Source organism: Sanguibacter sp. TS_SC_8 (assembly GCF_055361235.1).
This window is the reverse complement of record NZ_CM143955.1, coordinates 1,522,347-1,539,637: the sequence shown is the minus strand read 5'-3', so window position 1 is coordinate 1,539,637 and position 17,291 is coordinate 1,522,347. Positions and strand designations below refer to the sequence as shown.

At 70.1% G+C, this 17,291-nt stretch carries 15 protein-coding genes; 6 read left to right on the top strand and 9 right to left on the bottom strand.

Going from position 1 to position 17,291, the window contains the following annotated elements; genetic code table 11:
* The first annotated feature begins 9 nt into the window (after positions 1 to 9).
* On the top strand, positions 10 to 648 hold the full coding sequence (locus ACWA15_RS06965; protein ID WP_464058803.1) for a SatD family protein: 639 nt from the start codon (positions 10 to 12) through the stop codon (positions 646 to 648).
* Positions 645 to 1,562: a hypothetical protein gene (locus tag ACWA15_RS06960; protein ID WP_464058801.1), complete on the top strand. Its 918-nt coding sequence runs from the start codon at positions 645 to 647 to the stop codon at positions 1,560 to 1,562. Before ACWA15_RS06965 ends, ACWA15_RS06960 begins: the two co-directional genes overlap by 4 nt.
* A gap of 54 nt (positions 1,563 to 1,616) precedes the next feature.
* Here ACWA15_RS06960 and ACWA15_RS06955 read toward each other — a convergent pair whose 3' ends face one another.
* The 8 genes from ACWA15_RS06955 to ACWA15_RS06920 form a co-directional block, all read right to left on the bottom strand.
* Positions 1,617 to 2,372 carry a coenzyme F420-0:L-glutamate ligase gene (locus ACWA15_RS06955; protein WP_464059433.1) on the bottom strand — a complete coding sequence of 252 codons (756 nt, stop codon included), beginning with the start codon at positions 2,370 to 2,372 and terminating at the stop codon, positions 1,617 to 1,619.
* Between the two features lie 65 nt (positions 2,373 to 2,437).
* The gene (locus ACWA15_RS06950; RefSeq protein WP_464058800.1) at positions 2,438 to 3,436 is read right to left on the bottom strand and encodes a TIGR03557 family F420-dependent LLM class oxidoreductase; all 999 of its coding nucleotides are present in this window, start codon (positions 3,434 to 3,436) and stop codon (positions 2,438 to 2,440) included.
* A 201-nt stretch (positions 3,437 to 3,637) separates the two neighbouring features.
* Positions 3,638 to 5,566, bottom strand: a complete 1,929-nt coding sequence (locus tag ACWA15_RS06945; protein ID WP_464058798.1) for a DUF4914 family protein — start codon at positions 5,564 to 5,566, stop codon at positions 3,638 to 3,640.
* Positions 5,567 to 5,776: 210 nt separating this feature from the next.
* Positions 5,777 to 6,394: a hypothetical protein gene (locus tag ACWA15_RS06940; protein WP_464058797.1), complete on the bottom strand. Its 618-nt coding sequence runs from the start codon at positions 6,392 to 6,394 to the stop codon at positions 5,777 to 5,779.
* Positions 6,395 to 6,396: 2 nt separating this feature from the next.
* Positions 6,397 to 7,017, bottom strand: coding sequence for a hypothetical protein (locus tag ACWA15_RS06935; protein WP_464058796.1), 621 nt, complete (start codon positions 7,015 to 7,017; stop codon positions 6,397 to 6,399).
* Positions 7,014 to 8,585, bottom strand: coding sequence for a hypothetical protein (locus ACWA15_RS06930; protein WP_464058795.1), 1,572 nt, complete (start codon positions 8,583 to 8,585; stop codon positions 7,014 to 7,016). The genes ACWA15_RS06935 and ACWA15_RS06930 overlap by 4 nt, the downstream gene beginning before the upstream one ends.
* Positions 8,582 to 8,869: a hypothetical protein gene (locus ACWA15_RS06925; RefSeq protein ID WP_464058794.1), complete on the bottom strand. Its 288-nt coding sequence runs from the start codon at positions 8,867 to 8,869 to the stop codon at positions 8,582 to 8,584. The genes ACWA15_RS06930 and ACWA15_RS06925 overlap by 4 nt, the downstream gene beginning before the upstream one ends.
* A gap of 127 nt (positions 8,870 to 8,996) precedes the next feature.
* Positions 8,997 to 9,740, bottom strand: a complete 744-nt coding sequence (locus ACWA15_RS06920) for a TetR/AcrR family transcriptional regulator (RefSeq protein WP_464058793.1) — start codon at positions 9,738 to 9,740, stop codon at positions 8,997 to 8,999.
* A gap of 133 nt (positions 9,741 to 9,873) precedes the next feature.
* Here ACWA15_RS06920 and ACWA15_RS06915 point away from each other — a divergent pair, with 133 nt between their 5' ends.
* The 4 genes from ACWA15_RS06915 to ACWA15_RS06900 all read left to right on the top strand — a co-directional run bounded on the left by ACWA15_RS06915 (position 9,874) and on the right by ACWA15_RS06900 (position 16,047).
* On the top strand, positions 9,874 to 10,851 hold the full coding sequence (locus tag ACWA15_RS06915) for an NAD(P)-dependent alcohol dehydrogenase (protein ID WP_464058792.1): 978 nt from the start codon (positions 9,874 to 9,876) through the stop codon (positions 10,849 to 10,851).
* A 191-nt stretch (positions 10,852 to 11,042) separates the two neighbouring features.
* Entirely contained in the window at positions 11,043 to 13,751 is a 2,709-nt protein-coding gene (gene valS / locus ACWA15_RS06910) for a valine--tRNA ligase (RefSeq protein WP_464058791.1), read from the top strand.
* Positions 13,752 to 13,798: 47 nt separating this feature from the next.
* On the top strand, positions 13,799 to 15,598 hold the full coding sequence (locus ACWA15_RS06905) for an AMP-dependent synthetase/ligase (protein WP_464058790.1): 1,800 nt from the start codon (positions 13,799 to 13,801) through the stop codon (positions 15,596 to 15,598).
* Between the two features lie 2 nt (positions 15,599 to 15,600).
* Positions 15,601 to 16,047, top strand: a complete 447-nt coding sequence (locus ACWA15_RS06900) for a hypothetical protein (RefSeq protein ID WP_464058789.1) — start codon at positions 15,601 to 15,603, stop codon at positions 16,045 to 16,047.
* Positions 16,048 to 16,083: 36 nt separating this feature from the next.
* On the opposite strand, the gene ACWA15_RS06895 is transcribed toward ACWA15_RS06900, so the two are convergent.
* Positions 16,084 to 17,283 (bottom strand): baeRF2 domain-containing protein, encoded by a 1,200-nt coding sequence (locus ACWA15_RS06895; protein ID WP_464058787.1) that lies wholly within the window; start codon positions 17,281 to 17,283, stop codon positions 16,084 to 16,086.
* Between the last annotated feature and the right edge of the window lie 8 nt (positions 17,284 to 17,291).

Below are 17,291 nucleotides of genomic sequence, written 5' to 3'. Positions count from 1 at the left end.
GCTTATGGCATGTCAGCCTCTGCAGTAGCGCTCATCGTGGACATCGTCGGATCACGCACGCTCGATGACCGAGAGGCCGCCCAGAACGAGGTCCTCGAGGTCTTCTCGACTGTCCACGCGACGCGCCCCTTCCGCGACCCCCTGTGGGCGACGGTCGGAGACGAGTTCCAGGCGGTGTTCGACCATGTCGGCGACTCCCTGCGGGCCACGGCGATCGCTCAGCTGCTCTTCCCTCCCGAGCTGGACTGCCGCTTCGGACTGGGCATGGGAGAGGTGAGGACGGTCGGGCATGACACCACGATCCAGGACGGGTCGGCATGGTGGTTCGCCCGCGAGGCGATCGTCGAGGCCCACGCCCGGGAGGACAAGGCCAATCCCTATCTGCGCACCTGGTTCGCCTCGGACGGCTCTCATCCGGAGACCACAGCAGTCGTCAACTCCTACTTGCTCGTCCGAGATCACGCGATCCGCAGGATGACCACTCGTGAGCGACGGATCGCCGCTGGTGCCCTGCTCGGCCGACGGCAGACCGATCTCGCGACCGACGAGGGGATCTCCCAGTCCGCGGTGTCCCAGAGCCTCCAGCGATCGGGCGGAGCCGCACTCGTCGCAGCCCACCAGGTACTCGACGAGCTGACTCCCCGATGACCGCGTCGGTGCTCCTGCTCCTCATCGGCCTCGTCGACATCGTGAGGTCAGGACGGACGCAGCGCCTCGCACGTGCAGGGACGGCAGCTGTCCTGGTGACCGTGGCCACCCTCACCATCGTCGGCCTCGGGATCTCGCCGTGGCACGTCCTCGGATGCGCGCTGCTGGCAGTCGGCTGGGCGACGGCCATGCCGACCGACCCGTCTCGCAGACAACGCATGTGGCCGGTGCTCGTCCTTCTCGCCGTCGTGGCGTGCACGACTCTTGCCAGCCCAGCAGTGTCTGGATCCGCACCGGCAGGATCCCCGGCCTTCCTCCTCGCCGCCTACGAACGCGTCACCCACCCAGCACTCGACTCGGTGACACCGGCGACGGTTCTGGCTGCGCTCGCGGTACTGGTCTTCCTCGCCCAGAGCGCCAACCTCATCAGCCGGGCCGCCATCGGGCTCGTCCAGCCGACCACCGGCGCGGCACGGATCGGCCGCGACGATCCCCCTGTCATGGGGGCCAGCTCGATCGACGGCGGGGGGAGCACGGCGACACGTCCTGACGAGTTGCGGGCGACCAGCACGGTCGACGGCGGGTCCAGCTGGGACCTGCGCGTCGGGCGACGACGGCTGGCATCGGTCGATCGACGCGACACCCGTGTCGACCTCACCCCTCCTGCAAGCCCGCTCAAGGGAGGACGACTCATCGGCCCCCTCGAGCGCTACCTCATCGTCACGTCTGCGCTCGGCGGCGCCTACCCTGTCATCGCAGGGCTGCTCGCAGCCAAGGGGATCGTGCGATTCCCCGAGATCTCAGCCGACCGGGGGGTGGGCTCGGCAGCTGAGACCTTCCTCATCGGCAGCCTCACGAGCTGGACGATCTCGGCGGCGGCCATCCTCTATCTCATCTCGACGAGCGCAGGCTGAGATCTCACAAGCGCTTATAAGTGCGTCAATATAAGCACTTATGCGGGCTCCGGTTCACTTCTCAGCAGCCGATAGTCGCCCATCCGCCCACCCGCGGGCGTACGCCTCGGCGCTGCCCTCGCGGAACATGTCCTGGTCGGGGTCGCGGACGAGCGTCCGCGCGCCGGGGCCGTCGCCGGGCAGGACGTGCTGGGCCAGGCCGCGCACGACCGCGACCGGGCGCCCGGCGGACTTGCCCTTGACCAGCTCGGCCGCGGCGGCGATCTCGTCGGCGACGGCGGTCACGGTGACCGTGAGCTCGCGTCCGTGGGAGTCCGTCCCGCCGCGCAGGTCGTCGAGCACCGCGAGGCCGGCGGCGCCGATCGCGATGTCGGTCAGGCCGTTGCGCCAGGCGCGCCCCGAGGTGTCGGAGACCACGACACCCACGCTGACCCCATGCTTCTCGAGGACGGCGGCGCGGAGCCGGCGCGCAGAGGCGTCCGGGTCGAGCGGGAGCAGCAGCACGGTGCCCTCCGGAGTGTTGCTCGCATCGACCCCGGCGGCGGCCATGACGAGGCCCAAGCGGTTCTCCACGATCCGCAGCAGCCCGCCGGGGTGCTCGCGGGTGGCGACGACGCGGACGGTCTCGTCCGTGATGGCCTGCTCACGGTCGGCCGCGGAGATCATCCTCCCCTCGGCCTTGGACACGATCTTGCTCGTCACCACGAGCACGTCGCCGTCGCGCAGGTCCCCCAGGGCGGGGCCGAGCACGGCGGCGAGGTCGTCGCCGTCGTGGACCTCGCCGATGCCCGCGGGCGCCCAGATGCGCAGCTGCGTCTCATGCTCCGTCTCGGGTGCGTCGAAGGGGTCGGCGTCGGACGGGTCGGCGTGCGAGGTCACCGGGTGAGCTTGGGCAGCACGTCTCGGCCGAAGGTCTCGATCCACTCGCGCTGGTTGCGGCCCACGTTGTGCAGGTAGATCCGGTCGAACCCGAGGTCGACGTACTTCTGGATGTTCGCCCGGTGCACGTCCGGGTCCGCCGAGATGACCATCCGGCCCTCGAAGTCCTCCGGGCGCACGAGCTTGGCGATCTGCTCGAACTCGAAAGGTGAGCGGATGTCCGCCTTGGGGAACTTCATGCCGCCGTTGGGCCACTCCGTCATCGCGTTGGCCATGGCCAGCTCGTCGGTCTCGGCCCAGGACAGGTGGATCTGGAGGACCTTCGGCATGGTCTCCGGGTCCCGCCCGGACTCCCGCACGCCGTCGTCGAACTTGCCGAAGAGCATCGCGATCTTCTCCAGCGGCGCGCCCACGGTGATCAGCCCGTCCGCGTGCTTGCCCGCGCGCTTGGCCGTGACCGGCCCGGCGGTGGCGACGAGGATCTCCGGGGCCACCTCGGGCATGGTCCACAGCCGGGTGGACTCCAGCTTGTAGAACGGTCCGGAGTGCTTGACGTCCTTGCCCGCCAGGGAGGCCGTGAAGAGCTTCTTGATGATGTCGATCGCCTCGAACATCCGGTTGATCCGCTCCGGCGCCTCGGGCCAGTACTGACCGGTGATGTGCTCGTTGAGCGCCTCCCCCGACCCGAGCCCGAGCCAGTGCCGGCCCGGGTACATCGCCGCGAGCGTGGCCGAGGCCTGGGCGACCATCGCCGGGTGCCAGCGGAACGTCGGCGCTGTCACTCCGGGGCCGATGTCCCCACGGGTGCGCTCCCCCAGAGCCGCCAGCACGTTCCACACGAACGCGCTCTGGCCCTGCTGCGGGACCCACGGCTGGAAGTGGTCGGCCGCCATCACCCCGCTGAAGCCCTGCGTCTCCGCGAACTCCGAGAGGGCGATGATGTCGGTCGGGTGAAACTGCTCGAGCATGGCGGCATAGCCGATGGTCAGGTCCATGCACCGACCTTAGACCCAGCGGCCCCGATGACGCCCTCGCCCCGCCCCGGACGGGGGCTGTCAGCACCGGTGCCCGGCAGACGGTGCCAGGCACCGGCGTCGGACACAAACCTCGCTGAGTGCGGGGAGCTGGCTGCCCAAACCGGACATCAGGCAGCCGTTTCCCCGCACTCAGCGGAGGTGGGACGGGGACGGGGCGGGTCAGGTGAAGAGGGGGGTGAGGGCCGTGTACTCCTCGACGGAGCCGTCGCGCAGGCAGACCTCGATGATCTGACGGCCCAGCGGGTCCAGGTCGTCGGTGAGGAACTGCGCCAGCTCGCTCTTGAAGAAGTCCGTGATGATCTTCGCCCCGGCGTCATAGGCCTCGACGCCCACCTGGGACTGCTGCTCCGGGCGCAGGAACGTCGGCCGGATGAGCTGGCCGTCGATCTTCATCTCCTTGAGCGTGTACCCGAACAGCGAGCAGCGCGAGGGCGTGAGCTCCTCCGCGCGCAGCTTCCCTCCGCCACGGCGGGAGAGGTACTCGCGGGTGAGCCACTCGGCCGCGAAGTCCACCTTGTAGGCCCCGATGTGCTGGTTGGGGGTGAGCACGTAGCGGGTCCGGTTCATGTCCACCAGCTGACGCAGCAGCAGGTTCGCCGCGGCCACCTTGGTGCCGGTCGCGAACGGCCAGTACGATCCGACGCCCTCGGCGACCATGCCGCCGTGGGCCAGCTTGTCGGTGGCCGTCTTCGACTCACCGATCGAGGGGTTCTTGTCCCCGCGCGGGGCGATCAGCCGCCAGATCCAGGCGAGCGACGGCGGCACGATGTGCATCATGCCCATGATCCCGTAGGTCGGGTTCTCGCGGGTGCAGGCGGGCATCCGGGCGCCGAAGGTGCGCACGTCGACCGTCGCGGGGCCGGTGATGTTCGTCAGCAGGTGGCGGGGCACCACGACGCGCGGGTTGGGGCAGGGCTTGCCGTTGGAGTCGAGGATGTGCTCCCACGGCAGCACCGTGGCGTCCGGGACACCTTCGATGTTGAAGAAGACGAGCGGCACGTCGGGGTGGATGCAGGCGCGCTCGAGGTGGATGTCCTGGCCGTACTCGGTGAGGTTGTCGACCCGCACGAACCAGCCGTCCTCGGCGTCGGCCACCACGAGGCGACCGTCTCCGGTCTGCAGGTCGATGTGGCACAGGGTCATGTCGTCGGTGACCGGGGCGAGAGCACTCGTCTCACCGAGGGTGATGACGTACGGCTCGTTGGAGACGACGTTGGTACCCAGCAGGATCCGGCCGTCCTCCTGACGGCGGATCTCCTGGCACATCTCGGACTTGCCTCCGCCCGAGGCGCCCTCGTGCATGATCACGGTCTCGTTCTCGTAGGGGGTGGTCACCCGGACCGACGACGCGTGCGCGGTGACCCAGCCCTCCTGCTCCCCGACGTCGAGCAGGACGGAGAACACGCCCTTCTTGGCGCTCGGGCCCGGGTAGAGGTTGTAGGCGAACACCTCGTGCAGGGTCGCGGACCTGTCGTGCACGACGACCTGGCGACCCTCGAAGTGGGTGTGGCGGAAGGGTGGTGCGACGTAGAGGATCGAGCGCGGCTCGAAGGGGCCGAGCTCGTCGAAGGTGATCCAGCCCTGCAGGTCGACCAGGGTCAGCGCGAAGAAGGCGGAGTTGACCGGGCAGATCGCGAGCGAGGGGTAGCCGTGCGTGAGGCCACCGGCCTTGAAGGGCACCACGACGAGGTCCTGGCCGGCGAGCCAGTCGAGCGTCTCGGCCTTGACCGAGTCGAACTCCGCCCCGAAGATGTCGCGGTAGCGCGGCTTGTCGGTGGGCAGGTCGTCGGCGATGCGCATGCAGTCCGGGTCCCGGCGGCGCATGTAGTCCTCGGGGTAGTTCACGGCGATGCCGTTCTTGCACCGGACCACCTCGGCCTCGGGCACCGGCGTGCCGAAGACGTCGTACTCGACAGTGAATCTCGGTCCACCCTCGGGGCCGAGCGCCAGCTGATAGAGCTCCTCGCGGGTGGAGGGGATGATGACATTCGCGCAGGCGTCCAGGGCGGCCTGGACAGCGGGGGGGAGGATCATGCCGGCGGGGAGGGTTCCCGTGCCGCGCAGGGCCACGCTGTCGATCAGTGTCATAGCAACTCCAAGGTCGGACCTCACATGCGAGGGCGTCGGATCGTCAGGCGGGTGTGTCCACTTCCACCCATGCCTTTGCTTGGAGATTACGAGCCGATGACCATGCGGACCAGGGACCTTTGACTTAATCTTCTGCCTGACGCCGACGACCGCCACCTGTCCGCACCACGCCTACCACCCGTCCGCGCGGAAGGTGTCGGGGTCGCCGACCTACCACTGGTCCCCCGCCTGCCCCAGGCACAGCAACCGGCTGAGGTCGACGATCGGCGGAGAGTCGGTCGGATCGGTCGCGTGATGGGGCACGCTGGCCGCCACGGTGATCTCATATGCCTCTGCGGCACCTGGAGGAGCCGGGGTCAGCCTGACGAACGTGAGGGCAGCCACGGCGGTGGCCCCGTCACCCGTCGGTCGGGAGAAGACCAACGTCCCGGACATGGCGCCGTTGGCCGCCACGTCCACCCCGGCGAGCGCAGCCTCGATGTCCGGGGTGTCCGGCTCCAACCCTGGCGTCATGGGACAGCGCCCGAAGACCGGCTCCCATCCCTGCGCCAGGGCACCGGCCAGCTCGGCCGTCGCGACCTCCGCGTACCCGCCGATCCCCTGCCGTTCCCAGTGCCCGCGCATCGGGTTGTAGAGACCGTTGGTGCCTGGCCTCGGCCCGCCGGTGCCTATCGCGTCGGGGTAGAGCCACGGGTCGATGATCAGCTGAGCTCTCCGCGCCGCGTCGACGTCGTCGAGGTCTTCGAAGGGGACCGCGCAGCCGGTGACGAGGACTGCGAGCGCCGCGAGCGCGGCCACGGGATGTGAGAGCCGCGCTTGCGTAGTCACATTCACCACCCCCGGGCCGCGTAGGACTCGGGGTCGCCGATCACCGACTGGTCCCCGGACCCGCCTAGGCACGCCAGGACGTCAAGATCGACGCGGGGCGGAGCCTGCGAAGCTGCTGCTGCGTGGTGGGGGGCTGCAGCCCTGATCGTTGCCTCGACATCACCGTCCCCCCTGTCCTCAAGCGTCAAGACCGCCCGTGCCGTCGCCCCGTCGCTCAACGGTCGACTCAGCACCAGCACCCCAGTCTCCGCATCCTTCCGTGTCAGGCCGTCTGGCACGGGCACCCTCGCTTGGGCACCGGTCGCCGGCCCGGCATCCGCCGGGCAACGCCCATACACTCCACCCCAACCGGCGGCGATCGCCCGATCAAGCTCGTCATGCGCCACCTCCGCAACCGTCCCGGGAGCTCTCCTGGTGGTTGTGGCCCGGGTCGGGTAGTACAGGTGGTTGCTTCCGAGCTGAGGTTCCGCCATGGAAACGTTGTCTGCGTCAATCCACTGGTCGTCGCGGAGCTGAGCGAACCGCGCGTCGTCGATCGTGTCGGTCTCCTCGAAGGTCGTGCAGCCGGTCACAACAGCAACCACACACGCCACCACGATGCACATCGCCCTCGTTCTCCTCACGGCCCCACCGTCGCCCAGGCCCGGTCCCACCCGGCGACCTCGAAGGTCCCTGCCACGAAGTCGGTCCGCGAGACCTCCACGACCTGGCCGTTCCCCGGGTCATAGATCTTCAGGTTCTCCCCTTCACGGCCCACCACGAGCACGACGTGGCGGGGCGATGCCTCGTTGCCGATGTACAACGGGGCCGGCGTACCGGAGTCCGCGGCGCGAGACAACGCGTCGTACGCGGCCTGCGTATCCGCAGTCGAGTCCGAGTCGACCAGCCGGACGTCGTAGCCCACACCCGGCACTCCGGCACCGTTGTTCATCTCCTCGCTGGCCCCCCACGGGGGCGTACCCAGCCACGCCGGCCAAGGTAGCTTCGAGCCCCCCGAACGGTCGTCCGACGAGTTCGTCCGCTGCTGGACCACACCTTCCTCTGCTGCGAAGCGTTCAGACACGGCGGCGACACCGTCTCCTGCTCCGTCATCGACATCGGCGGATGCGTCGTACCCGTCGAGGATCGCAAGCGCGTAGACCGGATCTGCCAGCATCCGTGCGACGATCAGGGTCGCCGATCCACACGTGGTGTCGGATTGTTGCTGAAGCATCCCGGGATCGTCCGATGATGTCCGCTCAGCGATTCCCACGTCCGTGGGATCGAGCACTCCCGCCAAGGATTCCGCCTCGAAGGCCGCGATGTGGGTCCCGAACCTCTCGATCGTCTCCAGGTCGGCCCCCGATGCGAGCACGGCTGTGATCCATGCCCGATGCTCGGCGCCCGGCGCCCCCGCGAGGAGCTGATCGATCCGGAGCCGATCAGCGACGTCCATCCCCTCGTACGCGCTCCGTGCTCGCTCGGCCACGTCACCGACGAGCGGCCTGCGCTCCTCGCCGGGGGAATGGAGGTTGATGCTGTCCACCGCGGAGAGCCCGGGTCCACCGGACACCGGGAACGGCATCATGTCGGTGATCTTGTCGAGCTTGCGCGCGCACAGCGCTGCACCGTCGAGCGCCTTCTCGTAGGAACCGATCGCCGCCCTGACCGCCTCGCCCAGGTACAGCACGAAGTCACGGACCCTGCCGGGCACCTGCCACGGAAAGCACGGTGCGAGGCAGTCGGCGGCCGCCCGTACGCTCTCCGCCACCTCGCCGTGGTCACGGTGCGCGGAGGCAACCTCCACGCTGTAGCTCCTGAGCGCGAGGAACGCAGCACCGGCAAGCTCCTCGGCATCGTCGACCGAGCTCCCCAGCGTGCGCACCGACTCACGGCACAGCTCGGCCGCCGTGCCGACCCATCGCGTACCCACGGTCGTCCGCTGCGTCACGAGGTCGGTGGCCACACCGCCCAACGCCGACGTGAGGTCGTTCCACAGATAGGCGATGCGGTCGATCTCGGCCGGGTCGCCGGGAGGCAGGTCCGTGACCAGGCCCCAGGCGCGGCTGACAAGACTCTGGAGCGCCCCGAGGTTGTCGAGCCAGTCCCGCGGGTCGAAGGAGAACCCCAGCTCGTCGATGTCGTCGACCAGCGACCACAGGTCCCGGACACGTCCCTCCCAGTCGATGTCGACGCCGAGGAGGATGCTCATATGATCACCCCCTGGAACGCGACGGCCCGGTCGTCGTCGGTGAGGCGATACGCCGTCGCGCACGCGGTGACGGATGCGGAGACCTCCTCGAGCGCACCCTGGGCGGTGGCGAGCCCGAGCTGCCATCGAGCGACCAGGCTCGAGTGGCTGGACTGCACCACCGGGAGGTCGCCCCCGCGGGTCACGTCATGGGCGATCATCGCCTCGCCCACGTCGCCGGCGATGCGGGCGATCGCCGACGCCAGGGCGTCCAGACCCACCTCGTCCACCCAGAACTCGTCCACAGGTTCCCCTCCACCATCGCCCGACGTTCCGCCGACGTCGTCGTCGACCGAGGCCAGTGAAGCAACTCCTGCCAAGATGCACAATGGGTACTTCTGACCCGTGATCGCGATGTCCGCGACCCAGTCGCTACTCGCGCGACGAAGAGCGCTGCGTGAGCCGGGCGTGCGCCGACGTCCAGCCGGCCTGGTGCAACCGGTCGAAGCCGTCGAGCATGACGTCGAGCGCGAACTCGAACTCGAACTGGTCGTCGCAGCCCTGCCCCACCACGGACGCGTCGTCGTGCATGGCCGACCGTGCGACGGCGACGATGTTCGGGTAGCGGGTCGCCATCGCCTCCAGCGCCGCCGCCTGCACCTCGGCCGGGACGACCGGAGGCGGCTGCGCGGGCCTGCTCGCGGAGTCGTCGAACACCTCCTGGGTGAAGCCCCACATGCGGCTGCCGAGCGCGTGCATGACATGGTGCGTCAGGTCGATCGTGAAGCCGCCGGCGAGGAACATCCCGATGAACGAGTCCATGTACGCCAGGACGGTGGGCGACCTGTTCGTGCGGGACTCGATGACCCTGCGCGCCCAGGGGTGCCGGAGCAGCACCTCCCTGGCGGCGAGCACGCGGCACCGGACCGCGGCCTTCCACGGCCCGCCGGTGACCGGCGCGATCTCACCGACGACGACGTCGACCATGCCGTCGAGCAGCTCCTCCTTGTTGGCGACGTGCTTGTAGAGCGCCATGGGCACCACGCCGAGGTCTTCGGCGAGCGCCCGCATGCTGAGCCCGTCGATGCCGACGGCGTCGGCGAGGGCGACCGCCGCCTCGAGCACGCGGTCATGGTTGAGGCGCACGCGGCGGTCAGGTCGGGTCTCTGCGCTCATGTCGCCTCTTTCTGCGGAACCTGTTGACGGGAGTACGACGTACACCTTAGCCTGATCGGACAAGGTGTACGTCGTACACTTGAACCCCAGGAGCACCCATGCGCACTCTCACCTCCCACCGAACGACCCAGCCATGAAGGCCGCGGTCTACCGCCGCTTCGGCGGACCGGAGGTGGTCGAGGTCGTCGACCGGCCGACGCCCTCCCCCGGCACCGGCGACGTGCTCATCAAGGTCCAGGCCAGCACCGTGAGCGCCGCGGACTATCGGGCTCGCACCCGCGACGTGCCACGCGGCCTCGGGCTGCTCGTGCGGGCCAGCCTCGGGGTGGTCGCCCCCCGCCGCCAGATCCTCGGCATGGACGTGGCGGGAACCGTCGACGCCGTCGGCTCGGCGGTCACGACCTTCGCCCCGGGTGACGAGGTCATCGCCATGCTCGGCACGAGCTTCGGCGGGCACGCCGAGCTCGCCGTCGTGCCGGCGGACGGCGCGATCGCCCGGAAGCCCCGCGGCATGACCTTCGAGAAGGCTGTCGCCCTCGTCTTCGGCGGAATCACCGCTTGCCGGTTCCTGCGCGCCGTCGACGTCCGATCCGGCACCTCCGTGCTCGTCAACGGCGCATCCGGAGCCGTGGGCACGGCCGTCGTGCAGCTTGCGAAGCAGCAGGGGGCCCACGTCACCGCCGTCTGCAGCGCCCGCAACGCCGAGCTCGTCCGCTCTCTCGGCGCCGACGCGACGATCGACTACGCCACGCAGGACTTCACCGAGTCTGGCCCCTTCGACGTCGTCGTCGACTGCGTCGGCACTGCCGACTTCGACCGCGTCGAGGCATCCATCACCCCGGGCGGGGCCCTCCTCGCCGTCATCGCCGACCTGCCTGCGCTGCTCCGGGCGAAGGGGCGCAGCCGGAGGTCCGGCAAGCGGATCGTCACGAGCGGCGGCCCCTACCTGGCCGGCGATCTTGCGTTCCTGTCAGCGCTCGCCGAGGCAGGAGAGCTCCGGGCAGTCGTCGACCGCACCTACCCGCTCGACGAGATCGTGGACGCGCACCGCTTCGTCGCCACCGGTCGCAAGCGCGGCGCCGTCGTCGTCTCCATCCGCAGCGGGGCCTGACGTCGCCCTCGGCGGCGATCCAGGGGTCGTCCCGCAGCTCGGCGAACCGGGCGGTGTCGTCACCGGGCCCACGCCAGTCATTCGACACCACCCAGAAAGTACAAGGGGGACTTCTCCCTGGACTCGGTGCCCGACAGGCCGGGAGGTGGAGGAGGACGGGAACGCCGCGCGAGTCTGGGAAGATGGTCCCCATGAGTTCATCTGCTGACTTCCCCGCGCCCGCGACCGCCCCGACCCCGCCCCAGTCCCTGGTGGCCACGGTCAAGCAGGTTCCGGACAAGGTCAGCCTGGACGGCCTCGAGGGCCGGTGGGACGCAGCCTGGTCCGAGCACGGCACCTACGCCTTCGACCGCACGGCCGAGCGCGCCCAGGTGTACTCGATCGACACCCCGCCGCCGACCGTCTCCGGGTCGCTGCACGTGGGCCACGTGTTCAGCTACACCCACACCGACGTCGTCGCCCGCTTCCAGCGCATGCGCGGCAAGTCGGTCTTCTACCCGATGGGCTGGGACGACAACGGCCTGCCCACCGAGCGCCGGGTGCAGAACTACTACGGCGTCCGCTGCGACCCGTCGCTCCCCTACGTCGAGGGCTACCAGCCGCCGCTGCAGGGCGCCGAAGGCAAGAGCGTCAAGGCCGCCGACCAGCAGCCGATCGGCCGCCGGAACTTCGTCGAGCTGTGCGAGCGGCTCACCGCCGAGGACGAGCAGCAGTTCGAGGCGCTGTGGCGCTACCTCGGCCTGAGCGTCGACTGGCAGCACCACTACCAGACCATCGGGCAGACCGCCCAGGCCACCGCGCAGACCGCCTTCCTGCGCAACCTTGCCCGCGGCGAGGCCTACCAGGCCGAGGCCCCGGGCCTGTGGGACGTGACGTTCCAGACCGCGGTCGCCCAGGCCGAGCTGGAGGCCCGCGACTACCCGGGTCACTTCCACAAGGTCGCCTTCCACGCCCCCGACGGCTCGAAGATCCACATCGAGACCACCCGTCCCGAGCTGCTCCCGGCGTGCGTCGCGCTCATCGCGCACCCCGACGACGAGCGCTACCAGCACCTGTTCGGCACGACCGTACGCTCCCCGCTCTTCGACGTCGAGGTCCCGGTCATCGCGCACACGGCGGCCGAGCCGGACAAGGGTGCGGGCATCGCGATGTGCTGCACCTTCGGTGACCTCACCGACGTGCAGTGGTGGCGCGAGCTGCAGCTGCCGACCCGCTCCATCCTCGTCCGCGACGGCCGCCTGACCCGCGAGGTCCCCGAGTGGCTCACCTCCGAGCGCGCGATCGCGCTGTTCACCGAGCTGCTGGGCAAGACGACGTTCTCCGCCCGCTCGGCGATCGTCGACGCGCTGCGTGAGTCTGGCGACCTGGACGGCGAACCGGTCGCCACCCAGCGCAAGACGAACTTCTTCGAGAAGGGCGACAAGCCCCTCGAGATCGTCACCAGCCGCCAGTGGTACATCCGCAACGGCGGGCGCGACGCGACCCTCAACGCCACCTTGCTGGCCCGCGGCGACGAGCTGAAGTTCCACCCCGAGTTCATGGCCGTGCGCTACTCCAACTGGGTCGGCGGCCTCAACGGCGACTGGCTCGTCTCCCGCCAGCGCTTCTTCGGGGTGCCGATCCCCGTCTGGTACCCCCTCGACGCCCACGGCGAGCCGCAGTGGGACGCCCCGATCGCCCCGGACGAGGCCTCGCTGCCGATCGACCCGTCCTCCGACACCCCGGCCGGCTACACCGCCGACCAGCGCGGTCAGGCTGGCGGCTTCATCGGCGACCCGGACATCATGGACACCTGGGCGACGTCGTCGCTCACCCCGCAGATCGCCGGCGGCTGGCTCACCGACCCGGACCTGTTCGCCCGCGTCTTCCCGATGGACCTGCGCCCCCAGGGACAGGACATCATCCGCACCTGGCTGTTCTCCACGGTCGTCCGGGCCCACCTCGAGCACGACTCGCTGCCTTGGGCCAACGCCGCGATCTCCGGCTGGATCCTCGACCCGGACCGCAAGAAGATGTCCAAGTCCAAGGGCAACGTCGTCACCCCGATGGGCCTGCTCGAAGAGCACGGCTCCGACGCCGTGCGCTACTGGGCAGCCTCGGCCCGCCTGGGCACCGACGCGGCCTTCGAGGTCGGGCAGATGAAGATCGGTCGCCGGCTGGCGATCAAGGTCCTCAACGCGAGCAAGTTCGCGCTGTCCTTCGCCGGGGAGGGCGAGGTCAGCCTCGACCCCGCCCGGGTCACCGAGCCGATCGACCGCGCCATGCTCGCCGGCCTGGCCGACGTCGTGGACCGCGCCACCGCGGCGCTCGAGGCCTACGACCACACCCGGGCCCTGGAGGTCTCCGAGACGTTCTTCTGGACGTTCTGCGACGACTACCTCGAGCTCGTCAAGGACCGCGCCTACGGCGCCGGGGCCGACGAGGTCGCCCCCGAGACCGACTCCGCGCGCACCGGCCTGGCCATCGCGCTCGACACGCTGCTGCGCCTGTTCGCCCCGGTCCTGCCGTTCGCGACCGAAGAGGTCTGGTCGTGGTGGCGCGAAGGCTCCGTGCACCAGGCACCCTGGCCCACCTCGGGCGGGCTGCGTGAGGCCGCCGGTGACGCCGACACCTCGGTGCTCACCGCAGCCGGTCACGCCCTGGCGGCGCTGCGCAAGATCAAGTCCGCGGCGAAGGCCTCCATGCGCACCCCGATCCTGCTCGCCGAGCTGGCCGTGCCCCGCACGTACCTGCACGCGATCGAGTCGGCCCTGGTCGACGTCCGCGGTGCCGGCCGGGTGACCGGGGAGCTCCGCCTCGACATCGCGGCCGACGGCCAGGGGGACCCGGCCGTCCAGGGCGGCATCGTCGTCGTCGCGTCCGAGCTCGGCGAGGCCGAGGCCAAGCAGCCTCGCAGCTGACCCTCGTCCCACCCGACCTCCCCGCACCCCGCCGAGAAAGGCACCCCATGCGCGAGTACTCCTCACCCAGCGTGTCCGACGCCACCGCCGAGACGTCGATCAACACCCTGCTCGCCACCCGGGTCGCCACCGCGGGGGCCGGCGTGCTCATCGAACGCAAGGCGCACCTCGGCGACGCGTGGATACCGATCACCGCGGACGAGTTCCAGGTGCAGGTGACGGCCGTGGCCAAGGGGCTGGTCGCGCGCGGGATCGCCGTGGGCGACCGGGTCGCGATCCTCTCGCGCACCCGCTACGAATGGACCCTGCTCGACTTCGCGATCTGGGCTGCGGGCGCCGTCCCGGTGCCCATCTACGAGACGAGCTCGATCGAGCAGATCCGGTGGATCTGCTCCGACGCCGAGGTGCGGCTCGCCGTGGTGGAGACCACCGCGCACGGTGCCCTCCTCGCGGAGGCCCGCTCGACCCTGCCCGGCATCGAGGACGTCCTCGTCATCGACGAGGACGCCGTCGAGACGCTCCGCACGGCCGGCAGCGAGGTCCCCGACGCCGAGATCATCGCCCGGTCCACAGGGGTGCACGGGCCCGACCTCGCGACGATCATCTACACCTCGGGCACCACCGGGCGCCCCAAGGGCGTCGAGCTCACGCACGGCAACTTCGTGCACCTGACCCGCAACGGCGTCGGCGGGCTGCGTGAGGTCTGCGCGATGCCCGGCTCCCGCACGCTGCTCTTCATGCCCCTCGCGCACGTCTTCGCCCGCTTCATCGAGGTGCTGTGCGTGACCTCCGGGGCGGTCCTGGGCCACACCCCCGACACCCGCAACCTGCTGCCCGACCTCGCGGTCTTCCGGCCGACCTTCCTGCTGGCCGTCCCACGGGTCTTCGAGAAGGTCTACAACTCCGCCGAACAGAAGGCCACCACCGCCACCAAGCTCAAGCTGTTCCGGTGGGCGGCCAAGGTCTCCATCGCGACCTCCGAGGCCAGCGACACCCCCGGCGGCGTGCCGGCGGGCCTCAAGCTCCAGCACGCCGTCGCCCACATCCTCGTCTACCGCAAGCTGCGCGCCACGCTGGGCGGCACGGAGTTCGCCGTCTCCGGCGGCGCGCCCCTCGGCGCGCGGCTGGGCCACTTCTACCGCGGCCTCGGGCTGACCGTCCTCGAGGGCTACGGGCTCACCGAGTCCACGTCGGCGACCGCCGTCAACCGCCCAGGTCTGATCAAGATCGGCACGGTCGGTCCCGCGTTCCCGGGCACGCAGATGCGGATCGACGACGACGGCGAGATCCTCATCAGCGGGGACCACGTGTTCCGGGGGTACCACAAGAACCCGGAGGCCACCGCTGCGGCCCTGGTCGACGGGTGGTTCCGTACCGGCGACCTCGGGTCGCTCGACGCCGACGGGTGCCTGACGATCACCGGTCGCAAGAAGGAGATCATCGTGACGGCCGGGGGCAAGAACGTCGCCCCCGCACTGCTCGAGGACCGCCTCCGCGGGCACCCGCTGGTCAGCCAGTGCGTCGTCGTCGGGGACCAGAAGCCCTTCATCGCCGCCCTGGTCACCCTGGACGCGGAGATGCTCCCCGGATGGCTGCGCAGCCACAACCTGCCGGCCATGGACGTGGCGACCGCGAGCCGCAGACCCGAGGTGCTGGCGGCGCTCGACCGCGCCGTCGACCGCACCAACGAAGCCGTGTCCCGGGCCGAGTCGGTCCGCAAGATCCGGGTGCTGACCACGGACTTCACCGAAGAGAACGGCTACCTGACGCCGTCGCTCAAGGTCAAGCGGGCCCTCGTGCTCACCGATTTCGCCCTCGAGATCGAGCGCATCTACGCGAAGGACTGACCGTGGCCCACAACCCGCTCATCTCCATCGACTCGATCGACCTCGGCCCCGCCGACCTGCCCGAGCAGCTCCCCAAGGCCGCGATGCTGCTCCGGATGCTGCCCGGACCGGACCGTGACGGCTACGCCCTCGCCTCGTTGGCCCACCCGATCCGGTTCGCCACGACGACGGCGCGCCTCGCCGAGGGGACCTACGACACCGGCCGCCTCGCCACGGCCGACCCCAGGACCCTCACCGCGCACCCGGACGGGTCGGTCGAGGCGCTGGTCTACGCCGTGGTCCTGGCGCCGCGCGTGGTCGGTGCCCAGTTCACCCCGACCATGACGAACTTCCCGGTCGCCCTCGCCTACGTGCTCGACCTCACCCAGATGCAGGACGCCGCGGTGGACTTCACCAAGGTGCACTACGCCGCGGTCGCCTTCATCTCGGTCGTCGACGACGGGTCCTGACCACGACGTCCCCTGACCACGGAGCGACCACCCGGGTCAGGCGAGGTTGTTGATCCGGGTGCTGTCCGAGGACAGGCTCGGGGCGAGCCCACCTCCGGGTGTGCCCTCGTCGTGCCAGCGCAGCACCGCCCCGACTCCGTCACCGAGAGTCACCGCATCGGCGGGGACGAAGGTCAGCCCGGAGTCCTGGCCCAACGCGGCCCGCACCAGGGCCACCGTCGCGGGGAGCTGGTACGCGCCGTCGGTCACCCCCAGGTCGGCGAGCCCGGCCTGGGTCAGCGCGAGCTGCAACGGCTCGGGCCCGACCCACACCTGCAGCTCTGCGAGCTCGGTCCCGGGTCCGTACTCGTCGGAGAGCATGAGCTCGCGCACCTGACCGCGGGCCAGGACGACGACGACGCTCTCCAGACCGCTCACGCCGCCGATGTTGCGGCCACGCTCGGCGCGGAACATCTCGAGCGCCTCCTCGCGACGCTGGTCACGGAACTGGGCCAACGCCTGCCCGACGTTGGCCTCGAAGGCCCCTTCGTTGACCCCCGGACCGCGTGCCCCGCCCGCGACGTCCACGACCAGCTCGAGGGTTTTCTTCCCGAGGGCGCCGCGCAGCAGCGCGACCGCGCGGACGTCTCCGGTCAGCAGGATGAGCTCGGGCCGGTGCGCCACGACCTGTCTCTCGATCTCGGCTGCGACGATCTCCGCGTTGCGCTCCCAGGAGTCCTCGGCGCGGGTCTCGAGCCGCTTGTGGGACATCCCCCCGGTGGCGACCTTGTTGATGACGTCATGGCCGCCCTCGACGGCCTCGGCCTCGGAGTAGGGCAGGTGGCCGCCGGCCTCGGACCAGGTGAGGTCGGCCCCCTGCCGGTCGACGACGACTCGGAGGTAGTCGACCGACTCGTCGGCCGCGCGGGCTGCCTGGAGCAGCTCGGGGACGGGCCCGTAGGTCGCCTTCTGGACCGCGGGCGGGTCCTTGATGATCCGGTCGACGAGGATGCCGTCCTGGAGGTTGGCGATGATCACCCGTCCGTGCGGTCCACCGACCCGGGTGGGCCGGACCACCTCGCCCTCGATCGTCTCGATCACGGCGGCGTCGGTGCCGTCCTTCTCGAGTGACCGTCGCAGCCCCTTCCATCTGTTCTCCACCTCCCGGTCACCTTCGCCGGACCGGGTGGCGTCGATGTAGACCGTCACGAACGGGCCGGGCGTTCCCAGAAGCGGTTTGAGCCAGTCAATCTTCATGCAGAGAC